Origin of the sequence: Embleya sp. NBC_00888, from assembly GCF_045207655.1 — a bacterium.
Taxonomy (GTDB): Bacteria; Actinomycetota; Actinomycetes; order Streptomycetales; family Streptomycetaceae; genus Embleya.
Window position 1 is genome coordinate 6,636,113 of the sequence record NZ_CP108784.1, and the last position, 11,795, is coordinate 6,647,907.

The window sequence follows — 11,795 nt, forward strand, 5'->3', positions numbered from 1 at the left end:
CCTCCCGACCCCCGACCCCCGACCCCCGACCCCCGACCTCCCGACCCCCGACCTCCCGACCTCCCGACCCCCGACCTCCCGACCTCCCGACCCCCGACCCCCGCCTCCCGGCCCCGGCCCCGGCCTCCCGCCTCCCGGCCTCCGGTCGAAGGGCTTCGCTGTGGGCGAACAGGGATCGGGAGGGTGGGGGAACAAAGAGGGGCTCTTGTTTCTTGAGTCAGTGCAGCGCAACTTTTTCGACTGTGGCTACCTGAGGGGCATGACATGAGCGAGACCATCGGGACCCTGACCCTGCCGGTTCTTCCGCTGGACGACGTGGTCGTCCTCCCCGGCATGGTGGTCCCGCTCGAACTCGATGACGCGGAGACCCGTGCCGCCGTGGATGCCGCGCGGGCCGCCGCGGGGCGGTCCGCCGGACCCGGCATCCGTAGTGAGAGCAAGGCGCGGGTGCTGCTTGTTCCGCGTGACGACGGGCAATACCCCGCGGTGGGCACGCTCGGGGTGATCGAGCAGGTCGGCCGGCTGCCCGGGGGTGAGTCGGTCGTGGTGGTGCGCGGCGAGAGCCGGGTGCGGATCGGTACCGGAACCACCGGCCCCGGCGCGGCGCTGTGGGTCGAGGCGACCCGGGTGGCGGACGTCGAGGCGGACGAGCACACCCACGAGCTGGCCCGCGAGTACAAGGCCCTGGTCACCACCGTGCTGGGCAAGCGCGGCGCGTGGCAGGTGGTCGACCACGTACAGGCGCTGGAGGACCCGAGCGACCTGGCGGACAACTCCGGCTACGCCCCGTACCTGACGCTTCAGCAGAAGATCGAGGTCCTGCAGACCGTCGACGTCCAGGAGCGGCTGACCAAGGTCGTCGGCTGGACCCGGGACCACCTCGCCGAGCTGGATGTGGCCGAGACGATCCGCAAGGACGTCCAGGAGGGCATGGACAAGCAGCAGCGCGAGTTCCTGCTCAAGCAGCAGCTCGCCGCGGTGCGCAAGGAGCTCAACGAGCTCAACGGCACCCCGGACAGCGAGGAGGAGGACTACCGCGCCCGGGTCGAGGCGGCGAACCTGCCGGAGAAGGTGCTGGCCGCCGCGCTCAAGGAGGTCGACAAGCTGGAGCACGCCTCCGACGCGTCGCCCGAGGGCGGCTGGATCCGCACCTGGCTGGACACCGTGCTGGAAATGCCGTGGAACGAGCGCAGCGAGGACGCGTACGACATCGCCGAGGCGCGTGCGATCCTGGACGCGGACCACTCCGGCCTGGTGGACGTCAAGGAGCGCATCGTCGAGTACCTCGCGGTGCGCAAGCGCCGCGAGGAGCGCGGGCTGGGCGTGGTCGGCGGCCGGCGGTCCGGCGCGGTACTGGCCCTGGTCGGTCCGCCCGGTGTCGGCAAGACCTCGCTGGGCGAGTCGGTGGCCCGCGCGATGGGTCGCTCGTTCGTCCGGGTCGCGCTCGGCGGCGTGCGCGACGAGGCCGAGGTCCGCGGCCACCGGCGCACCTACGTCGGCGCCCTGCCCGGTCGCATCGTCCGGGCGATCAAGGAGGCGGGCAGTATGAACCCCGTCGTCCTGCTCGACGAGATCGACAAGGTCGGCTCGGACTACCGCGGCGACCCGACCGCGGCCCTGCTGGAGGTGCTCGACCCGGCCCAGAACCACACCTTCCGCGACCACTACCTCGAGGTCGAACTCGACCTCTCCGACGTGGTGTTCCTGGCCACGGCCAACGTTCTGGAGACGATCCCCGAGCCGCTGCTCGACCGGATGGAACTGGTCCGGCTCGACGGCTACACCGAGGACGAGAAGGTCGTCATCGCCCGGGACCACCTGATCAAGCGTCAGTTGGACAAGGCGGGTCTGGACGACACCGAGGTGTCCTTCACCGAGGACGCGCTGCGGCTGCTGGCGGGCGAGTACACCCGGGAGGCGGGCGTGCGCACCCTGGAGCGCTCGATCGCCCGCGTGCTGCGCAAGGTCGCGGCTCGACAGGCGCTGGACGCCGACGCGCACCCGCTGCCGATCGCGGTGGACGCCGGCGACCTGCGCGACTACCTCGGCCGGCCCCGGCACACCCCGGAGTCGCTGCTGAGCAAGGCCGAGCAGCGCACCGCGGTGCCGGGCGTGGCCACCGGGCTCGCGGTCACCGGCGCGGGCGGCGACGTGCTCTACATCGAGGCGTCGCTCGCGGACGCGGAGACGGGCGGTACGGGACTGACCCTGACCGGCCAACTCGGCGACGTGATGAAGGAGTCGGCGCAGATCGCGCTGTCCTACCTGCGCTCGCGCGGGGCGGAGCTGGAGGTGCCGGTGGGCGACCTCAAGGACCGAGGCGTGCACATCCACGTCCCGGCCGGAGCGGTCCCCAAGGACGGCCCGAGCGCCGGTGTCACGATGACCACCGCGCTGGTGTCGCTGCTCACCGGGCGGCCGGTCCGCTCGGACGTGGCGATGACCGGCGAGGTCTCGCTCACCGGCCGGGTCCTGCCGATCGGCGGCGTGAAGCAGAAGCTGCTCGCCGCGGAGCGGGCCGGTGTGACCACCGTGCTGATCCCCAAGCGCAACGAGGCCGACCTGGACGACGTGCCCGAGGAGATCCTGAGCCGGCTCACCGTGCACGCGGTCGCCGACGTGCGCGAGGTGCTGGAACTGGCTTTGGAGCCGGCCAACGCCAAGCACACCATCGCCGCCTGACCCTGCGGGGCCTGCGAGAACATGCCGCGCGAGTCGCCTTCCGGGCGGCTCGCGCGGCATTTTTCGGCCACGGACGGACAAGCCGGTTGGCGGCGAATCTCGATTCGGTCACGCGCCGGATTGTTCGGTTGGTTGCTGTCAGTATTCGCGCATGTCATATGGAACGGGTGGGGGCCCGGGCTGGGGAGACGGTTCGTCCGCTCCGCCACCGCCCGGGTTTCCGCCGCAACCTCGGCCACAACGTCCCTGGTACCAACGCACCTTGTGGATCGTCGTCCTGCTCGTCGTGTTCGCGCCGGTGGGCATCTTCCTGATGTGGAAGTACACCGACTGGCAGCGCCCGCTGAAGATCGGCGTCGCGATCGTCGCGGGCGTGGTCTTCCTGGCCGCCTTCGCGAACGCGCTGTCCGACGGGAAGGACGACTCCGGAAAGGACAAGGTGACGCCGGCCTCGACGTCGACGCCGGTCCCCTCGGGCGCGGCGACGACGCCCGCGCCCGCCGCCACCACGGCGGCGCCGACGAGCGCGCCGCCGGTGAGCAGCACGGCGCCGCCGCCCGCGACCACGGCTCCCGCCGAACCGCCGCCGGCGGCACCGGCGCAGGACGAGGCGAATGTGCCGAAGGCGGATCCGCCGAAGGCCGACCCACCGAAGGCCGACCCGCCCAAGGTGGACCCGCCCAAGGTCGATCCGCCGCCGGCGAACGTCAACACGGTCCACCCGGGCTCGTTCTGTAGCCCCGTCGGAGCGACCGGTGTGACCGACAAGGGCACGGCGATGGTCTGCTCTCTGAAGGCAGGCGATTCCCGCGCGCGGTGGCGCGCGGCCTGATCGAGAACAAATCCCCGACCGCACGGCCCCTCGGTCTCCGCCGGGGGGCCGTCCTCTTGAGTACACGTACTCATGTGCGCAACACCCGGTCGGCCCAACACTGTTGCCATGACAACGCCGCTGCGTACCAACAACACCCAGGGCTTCTTCGTTCAGGCCGCGCTGTCCTTCGGCGTATCCGTGAGCGCGGTCCTGATCGGGATCGTCTACCTCCCGGTGGACCGCTGGATCCGGGCCTTCCTCGGTCTCGGCGTGCTCTACGTCGTGACGTCGAGCATCACCATCGCCAAGGTCGTCCGCGACCGCCAGGAGAGCGAGGCCGTGGTCAGCCGCGTTGACCAGGCGCGCCTGGAGAAGCTGCTGACCGACCACGACCTGTTCCGCAACGACGCGATCTGAACGCGGATGTGCGGCGCGCGATCCGCTCGACGCGCCGCCCCGCTAACTACCCAGTTCCTCGATCGTCTTCAGGATCCGCTTGTCCGACACCGGCTGCGGTGTGCCGAGGGACTGGGCGAAGTAGCTCACCCGCAGTTCCTCGATCTGCCAGCGCACCGCCGCGACCTCCGCCGGGATCGGTCCGCCCTTGGTTTGACGGTCCATCAAGTCCCGGTAGGCCGCCTGGATCTGATGGACCTTCAACATGCGCTCGCGATCCCGGACCGGGTCCGCCTCCAGGCGCTGCAACCGGCGCTCCATCGCCTGGAGATAGCGATGCACGTCCGGCAGTCGGCGCCAACCCGCCTTGGTCACGAAGCCCTTGTGCACCAGTGCCGTGTACTGCGCCTTCAAGTCGGCGAGCGCCGGTGCCAGCGCGGGACTCCGGGTGGCCTTCAGCCGCCCGGCCACGTTGTGCGACGCGCCCAGGATGCGCTCGACCTTGACCACGGTGTCCTCGGTCAGCCGAGGCAACCCGGCCTTGACCCGATCGCGCAGCCGCGCGAAGCCGGCCTCGTCCCACACCGGGCCGCCCGCGTCCTGGATCAGCATGTCCGCCGCGCACGCGAGGATGTCCTCGAAGAGCGCGTCGATGCCGCCGTGCGGGTTGTGGCTGAGCGTCAGCTTGGCCATGTTGGGCAGCCGGCCCTGGATCTGCTTGACCGGCGACTGCACGTTCAGCAGCACCAGACGCCGCGTTCCGCGCCGCATCGCGCGCGACTGCTCGGGTTCGCTGTCGAACAGCCGGACCGCCACCGAAGCGCCCTCGTCGACCAGCGCCGGATACGCCTTGACCACCAGCGGCCCGCGTCGCTGTTCGACCACTCGCGGCAGGTCGCCGATGGTCCACGCGGTGACGCCCGTGCGCTCGATGTCGAGCGTGCTCGCCGCCTCGGACACCGCGGCCCGCATCCGGTCGCGCAGCTTGAGCTTGAGCGCCTCCAGGTCCTTGCCCTCGGCGAGCACGCGCCGCTCGTCGTCGAGCACCCGGAAGGTCATCCGCAGGTGCTCGGGCACCTTCGTCAGGTCCCACGTCTCGCGCTTGACCGGCATGCCGGCCATCCGGCTCAACTCGCGCTCCAGCACGTCCACCAACGACCCCCGGCGAGCCGGGATCCGGGCCAGGATCGCGCGCGCGTAGTCCGGCGCCGGCACGAAGCCGCGGCGGATGCCCTTGGGCAGCGCACGGATGTAGGAGGTCACCAATTCCTCGCGCAGGCCCGGGATCTGCCAGTCGAAGCCCTCGCCGGTGAGCTGGTTGAGCACCGCGACCGGGATGTGCGCGGTGACCCCGTCCGCGTTCGAGCCGGGCTCGAACTGATAGGTCAGCTTGAGCTCCAGGCCCTGTTCGACCCACGTGTTCGGGTAGTCCTCCTCGGTGATCCCGCCCGCCTTGGCGTTGATCAGCATGGACTTCTCGAAGCTCAGCAGATCCGGCTCGGCCCGGTGGGCCTTCTTCCACCACGCGTCGAAGTGCCGTCCGGAGACCACGTCGGCCGGGACGCGTTCGTCGTAGAAGTCGAACAGGGTCTCGTCGTCGACCATGATGTCCCGGCGGCGGGCCCGGTGTTCGAGCTCCTCGACGTCCGCGAGCAGGCGCCGGTTGGCCGCGAAGAACTTGTGGTGCGTACGCCAGTCGCCCTCCACCAGGGCGTGCCGGATGAACAATTCGCGGGACAGCTCCGGGTCGACCTTGCCGTAGCCGACCTTGCGCGCGGCCACGATCGGCACGCCGTACAGCGTGACCTTCTCGTAGGCCATCACCGCGGCCATCTTCTGTTCCCAGTGCGGCTCGCTGTAGGTGCGCTTGATCAGGTGCCCGGCCAGCGGCTCGATCCACTCCGGCTCGATCCGCCCGGCGATCCGCGCCCACAGGCGGGACGTCTCGACGAGTTCGGCCGCCATCACCCACCGCGGCGGCTTCTTGAACAGCGCCGAGCCGGGGAAGACCGAGAAGCGGGTGCCGCGCGCGCCGCCGTACTCGCGCTTGGCCGGGTCCATCAGGCCGATGTGCGAGAGCAGTCCGGACAGGATCGCGGTGTGGATGTGCTGCGTGTTCGGCTCCTGCGGTCCGCCTCCAGGATCATCCGGGCCAGACGCGGGTCGACCGGCAGCTGGGACAACTTGCGGCCGACCGGGGTCAGCCGCTTGCGGACGTCCGGCTCGTCCGGGTCCAGCGCGCCCAGTTCCTGGAGGAGTTGTACGCCGTCCTTGATGTTGCGCCGGTCCGGCGGCTCCACGAACGGGAACGCGGCGATGTCGCCGAGGCCCAGCGCGGTCATCTGGAGGATGACCGAGGCCAGGTTGGTACGCAGGATCTCCGGGTCGGTGAACTCGGGCCGCGACTCGAAGTCCTCCTGCGAGTAAAGCCGGATGCAGATGCCGTCCGAGGTGCGCCCGCTGCGGCCCTTGCGCTGATTGGCGGAGGCCTGCGAGATGGCCTCGATCGGCAGCCGCTGCACCTTGGTGCGCAGGCTGTACCGGGAGATCCGGGCGGTGCCGGGGTCGATCACGTATTTGATGCCGGGTACGGTCAGCGAGGTCTCGGCGACGTTGGTCGCGAGCACGATGCGTCGCCCGGTGTGTTGCTGGAAGACCCGATGTTGTTCGGCGGCGGACAGGCGCGCGTACAGGGGCAGTACCTCGGTGTTGCGCAACTGTCGTTTGTTCAGTGCCTCGGCGGTGTCCCGGATCTCGCGCTCGCCGCTGAGGAAGACCAGGATGTCGCCGGACGCCTCGCCGAGCAGTTCGTCCACCGCGTCGCTGATCGCCTGTACCTGATCACGATCGTCGGCGCGGCGTCTGCCCCCGGCCTCCTCGTCGTCCTCGTCCTCGTCGACCTCCGCGACGAGCGGGCGATAGCGCACCTCGACGGGATACGTACGGCCGGACACCTCGATGATCGGCGCGTCGTCGAAGTGCTGCGAGAAGCGCTCCGGGTCGATCGTGGCCGAGGTGATGATCACCTTGAGGTCGGGACGGCGCGGCAACAGCTGTTTGAGGTAGCCGAGCAGGAAGTCGATGTTGAGGCTGCGTTCGTGCGCCTCGTCGATGATCAGCGTGTCGTACTGCCGCAGCAGCCGGTCGTTTTGCACCTCGGCGAGCAGGATGCCGTCGGTCATCAGCTTGACCAGCGTGTTGTCACTGGACTGGTCGTTGAAGCGGACCTTGTAGCCGACCACGTCGCCCAGTTGCCCGCCGAGTTCCTCGGCGATGCGGTCACCGACCGTACGCGCGGCGATCCGGCGCGGCTGGGTGTGCCCGATCAGGCCCTGCACCCCACGACCCAGCTCCAGGCAGATCTTCGGGATCTGGGTGGTCTTTCCGGAGCCGGTCTCGCCCGCGACGATGACGACCTGGTGGTCGCGGATCGCGGCCAGGATGTCGTCCTTCTTTTGGCTGACCGGCAGCGCCTCGGGGTAGCCGATCGTGGGCACGGCGGCGCGCCGGTTCGCGACCCGCGTCTCGGCGGCGTCGAACGCGGTGATCAGGCTCTCGGTCTCGGCGACCTGCTGCGGACCCTTGCGGTTCTTGCGGGTCCGGTCGAGACGACGGCGCAGACGGTCCTGATCCCGAAGCATCAGGTGGGGCAGGCGCGCCTGGAGGTCGGCGAGCTGAGATGTGGCTACTGGCGTTCCCATTACGGGGCCAAGGATAAGTGGCACCCCGGGGGCGCAGGCCAGCGGATTACTCCCGACGGCGATCTCCCCGGCAGATCCTCCTGTCATGTCAATTGTTGAACGTAGAACTACTTGGTATCCTGGACGCATGGACACCACCTCGCCCCAGGGCGCCGCGCGGCGCATGCCCGTCGTCTACCTCGGTCACGGCGCACCGCCGCTCGCGGACGACGCGCTGTGGACCGGCCAGCTCGCCGCCTGGTCCGCCGAGCTGCCCAGGCCCACGGCGATCCTGATGGTGTCCGCGCACTGGGAGGACGCCCCGATCGCGCTCGGCGCGACCCGCACGATTCCGCTCGTGTACGACTTCGGCGGCTTCCCGGAGCACTACTACCGGGTCACCTATCCGGCGCCGGGTACCCCCGAGCTGGCGGCGCGGGTGCGGGCGCTGCTCGGACCGGACGTGCGGGACGTGCCGGAGCGCGGCCTCGACCACGGCGCGTACGTACCGCTGGTCGAGATGTACCCGGACGCGGACGTGCCGGTGCTCCAGATGTCCCTGCCCACGCTCGACCCGGTGCGGCTGTACGAGGTCGGCCGACGGCTCGCGCCGCTGCGCGACGAGGGCGTGCTGATCGTGGGCAGCGGTTTCTTCACGCACAACCTGCGCGGCCTGGACCCCCGAGCGGACGCGCCGGCGCCGGGGTGGTCGAGCGAGTTCGACCACTGGGGCGACGAGGCGTTCCGCGTCGGCGACGTGGACGCGCTGCTCGACTTCACCCACAAGGCGCCCGCCGCGCGCCTGGCGCACCCCAGGACCGAGCACCTCGCGCCGCTGTTCGTCTCGCTCGGCGCCGGCCACGAGGACCTGGACCGGCTGAGCCAGGTGATCGACGGCTTCTGGTTCGGCCTCTCCAAGCGGTCCATCCAACTGGGCTGACGCGACGGAGCCGGATGGTCCGAATAAGGCCAATGTCGTAAATAAACGGAACTGCGCCACGGTGCGCCACCGGAGCCGTAACGTAGCGGCATGGCTGCCAGAACCCTGCCGCAGAGCTGCGTGGGAGTCGGCTGCATGCTCGTGCGTGAGCACCTGAACACCGAACAGCGTTTCTGGGCGGCGAGGTTCTTCCCGTCCGGCGGCGTGCGGGAGGACAGCGGGCTGCTCGTCGCGCTGCTGATGGCGTCGGCGCTGCACCGCGTCGCGCGCAGCCTGGGCATGTCGGACGCCGACCCGGACGCCGTGATGCGAGTTCCCGTGGTGCCGACGCACGCGCTCCTGCGCACCGACCACGACGCGATCGAGGCGGCTCGGACCTTCACCAATCCGGCCGAACTCGACGAGTTCCACACCCGCCTGACCCGCCTGTGCCCGGGTCGCGACGCGGTCTGGCCCTCGGTCCGCTGGACCGCCGAGGACCTCCTGCTGGTCTACGCGCACGCGGCGGCGACCCACCGGGTGCTCCCCACCCTGGACCCGACCCGGGCCCTGGCCGATATCGACCCGGGCCTGACCGTGGCCGGGTTGTGGGAGGAGTGAGCCCGGGCGCGGGCTCCGGGGCCGGGACACGCGAAGGTCCCCCGCCCCGTCTCGGGCGAGGGACCTCGGTGTCGGCGCGTTCCGCGCCTCAGGCCTCGTCGGCCGGGGTCAGGTCGCTCTCGTAGTGCACGATCGTCGGCGGGACCGCGAAGAACTCGCCGACGATGGCTCGCCACTGCGGAAACAGGTCCGACTCGCGGAAGCCGACCGTGTGCGCCTCCAGGGTCTCCCAGCCGATCAGCAGCAGGTACGACGTGGGCGACTCGACCTGGCGGATCAGGCGCGCCCAGCGGAAGCCGTCGGACTTGGCGACGACCTCGCGGCCCCGAAGGAACGCGGCCTCGAATTCGGCCTCGCGACCTTCCGCGACGGTGATGTCCGCGTGCTCGATGATCATGACAGGCTCCCTGCTCGGTCGGATCGGCTGCCGGGCCCGGATCGGGTACACGATCCGGGTCCGGGCGACAGGAGGATCATGGCGAACCGCCCCGGCGCGGATCGCGCCGGGGCGGTTCGCCACGCCGACGACCGGGCGTCGGCCCGGCCCACGGACCGTCGGCCGAGCAATGTCAGCCGAACCAGCTCCGCTTCTTCCGGGTCAGCTGGTAGCCCAGGATGCCGAACACCACGGCGACGAAGGTCGCCATCGCGGTCCAGAACCACCGCGCGTTCGGACCGTCCATCCAGTCCCACTGATACCAGTGGTCCTCTTCCTGGTCCCAGGCCACCGACCGGGTGTCCGCCGTCTGGCCGCTCTTGAGCACCGAGCCGGCCTTGGTGATCGGCACCAGCGGGTCGGCGAGCTGCCGGTCCGAGGTCGGTACCTGGTCGTCGCCGTCCTTGGTGTCCACCCGCACCGTCACCTTGGTCGCGGCGCCCGCGTCCAGGTCGGGCACGTCCATCGCGGCGATCCGGACGAAGTACATCCCGGGCAACGGGTCGGTGGACCACGGCTCGGCCCAGTCACGGACCGTACGCGGGGTGCAGGTCAGGCCGAGCTTGGTGTCGGCCTTCTGCGCCGTGGCGACCTGCTTGCCCTCGACGCACGGCTGGCGCCGGCGCAGGCCGTCGTAGATCTCGATCCGGTAGGTCACCGGGCCGCTGCGGGCGTTGCCGGAGGCCAGCTCCAGATCCACCTTGGCGTGGATCTCCTTGCCCGCCTTGGCCGGGAACTGCCAGTACAGATATTCGCCCTGGGACGCCGACCAGCGCGCGTCCTCGCCGAGCTGGAGCGTGCCCGCGCCCAGGAACGACGTCCCCGGCGGCACGTCCTGATCGGCCATCGCCGGCGCCGCGAACAGCGTCACGCCCACGAACGCCGCGGCGACCGTCGCCAACGCCCGCTTGATTCCACGGATCGCGCTCGTCATGACATCGCCTTCCCGAGAGCCTTGAACGCCCGGCGCAGCCAGCCGGCCAACAACCCGGCGATCAGGCCGAACCCGGCGAGTACGCCCAGGAACACCCAACCGCGGCCCAGGCCGTGCACGTTCGCGGCCTTGCTGTCGGTGGCCTGGACCAGGTCCACCGTCAGCTCCAGCGGCAGGCCCGGCTTGGTGGCCACGTTCGGCTGCGCGGCGAACGCGTTGGTGACGACCAGGCAGATCGTCCTGGTCTTCGCGTTGTCACTGTCGGTCTTGTACGGGTAGCGCAGACCGGCGGACTGCACGTCCGTGCGGCCGTTGCCCGCCCCCGCGTTGCCGACCAGTTCGCGGCCGTCCTCGCTGAACGCGGTGACCGTCACGTCGTAGTCGCGCGCGACCTTGCGGTCCGAACCCACCGTCGCGGTGGCCCGCAACTCCTGGTTCGGCTTGACCGGGACCTTGTACCAGAGGTGCTGGCTGAACTCCTCGCGGTCGCTGTACACGCCGGGCGCCAGCAACGGCGCGTCCTGGCAGCCGTTCGGGCTGCCCTTGACCGACGCGGGCGTCTCGTCCGCCTCGCGCACCGCGCGCTTGACGATCTGCTGGACCTTCTGCGACAGCTCGTCCGCGTTGAGCACCGAGGTGTAGGTGCCGCCGGTGGCCTCCGCGATGCAGGAGAGCTGACGACGGGTGTTCTCGTCCGGGACCAGGCCCAGTGTGTCCACGATCAGGTTGAGTCCGGACGCGGCCAACTCGCGGGCCACGTCGCACGGGTCGGGCGGCGCGCAGGTCTCCTCGCCGTCGGTGATCAGGACGATCCGACGGCTGCCGGTGCCGGTGCCGAGGTCCTTGGCGGCCTCGCGCAACGACAGCGCGATCGGGGTCCAGCCGGTCGGGGCCAGCTTGGCGATCTCGTTCTTGATCACGACCTTGTTGGGCCTGCCGACCGGGGCCAACTGCTGGGTGTCCACGCACCCCTTGGCCTTGTCGTTGCCCGGGTAGGTGGCACCCAGCACCCGCACGCCGAAGTCGGCGGGTTCCGGGACGCTGTCCACGACCTCGTTGAAGGCCTTCTTCGCGGCGTCCATGCGGGTCATCCCGCCGGCGTCGTTGGCCTTCATCGATCCGCTCACGTCGAGTACCAGCTCGACTTTCGGCGGAGGCCCGGTCGGATTCGTCTCGTCGGCCATCGCGGACGGTGCGGAACCGCCCACGACAGCCAAGGTCGTCAGCAGGCCGATCAAGCCGGCCCCGACCTTTCGCATCTTGATCGTCACGGGGGAGGATCCTACGGATCAAAACGGCCCGCCGTTTGCCGT

General features: G+C 70.3%; 8 protein-coding genes and 1 pseudogene. 5 read left to right on the plus strand and 4 right to left on the minus strand.

Features of this window, described 5'->3' with window-relative positions:
- The first annotated feature begins 264 nt into the window (after nucleotides 1-264).
- The 3 genes from lon to OG948_RS28315 all read left to right on the plus strand — a co-directional run bounded on the left by lon (nucleotide 265) and on the right by OG948_RS28315 (nucleotide 3,913).
- Nucleotides 265-2,682: an endopeptidase La gene (lon, locus tag OG948_RS28305; protein WP_406299145.1), complete on the plus strand. Its 2,418-nt coding sequence runs from the start codon at nucleotides 265-267 to the stop codon at nucleotides 2,680-2,682.
- Nucleotides 2,683-2,944: 262 nt separating this feature from the next.
- Nucleotides 2,945-3,514: a hypothetical protein gene (locus OG948_RS28310; RefSeq protein ID WP_406299146.1), complete on the plus strand. Its 570-nt coding sequence runs from the start codon at nucleotides 2,945-2,947 to the stop codon at nucleotides 3,512-3,514.
- Nucleotides 3,515-3,622: 108 nt separating this feature from the next.
- A complete protein-coding gene (locus OG948_RS28315; RefSeq protein WP_406299147.1) occupies nucleotides 3,623-3,913 on the plus strand; it encodes a YiaA/YiaB family inner membrane protein in 291 nt (96 codons plus the stop codon).
- Nucleotides 3,914-3,955: 42 nt separating this feature from the next.
- Here the strand turns inward: OG948_RS28315 and hrpA are convergent.
- Nucleotides 3,956-7,593, minus strand: a pseudogene (gene hrpA / locus OG948_RS28320) (ATP-dependent RNA helicase HrpA).
- A 127-nt stretch (nucleotides 7,594-7,720) separates the two neighbouring features.
- Here hrpA and OG948_RS28325 point away from each other — a divergent pair.
- Both OG948_RS28325 and OG948_RS28330 read left to right on the plus strand, forming a co-directional pair.
- Entirely contained in the window at nucleotides 7,721-8,512 is a 792-nt protein-coding gene (locus OG948_RS28325) for a dioxygenase (protein WP_406299148.1), read from the plus strand.
- 90 nt (nucleotides 8,513-8,602) lie between these two features.
- Nucleotides 8,603-9,112, plus strand: coding sequence for a hypothetical protein (locus tag OG948_RS28330; RefSeq protein ID WP_406299149.1), 510 nt, complete (start codon nucleotides 8,603-8,605; stop codon nucleotides 9,110-9,112).
- A gap of 88 nt (nucleotides 9,113-9,200) precedes the next feature.
- Here OG948_RS28330 and OG948_RS28335 read toward each other — a convergent pair whose 3' ends face one another.
- The 3 genes from OG948_RS28335 to OG948_RS28345 form a co-directional block, all read right to left on the minus strand.
- Nucleotides 9,201-9,509, minus strand: a complete 309-nt coding sequence (locus OG948_RS28335; protein ID WP_406299150.1) for an antibiotic biosynthesis monooxygenase family protein — start codon at nucleotides 9,507-9,509, stop codon at nucleotides 9,201-9,203.
- A 172-nt stretch (nucleotides 9,510-9,681) separates the two neighbouring features.
- Entirely contained in the window at nucleotides 9,682-10,482 is an 801-nt protein-coding gene (locus OG948_RS28340) for a peptidase (protein WP_406299151.1), read from the minus strand.
- On the minus strand, nucleotides 10,479-11,753 hold the full coding sequence (locus OG948_RS28345; protein ID WP_395859520.1) for a VWA domain-containing protein: 1,275 nt from the start codon (nucleotides 11,751-11,753) through the stop codon (nucleotides 10,479-10,481). Before OG948_RS28345 ends, OG948_RS28340 begins: the two co-directional genes overlap by 4 nt.
- Between the last annotated feature and the right edge of the window lie 42 nt (nucleotides 11,754-11,795).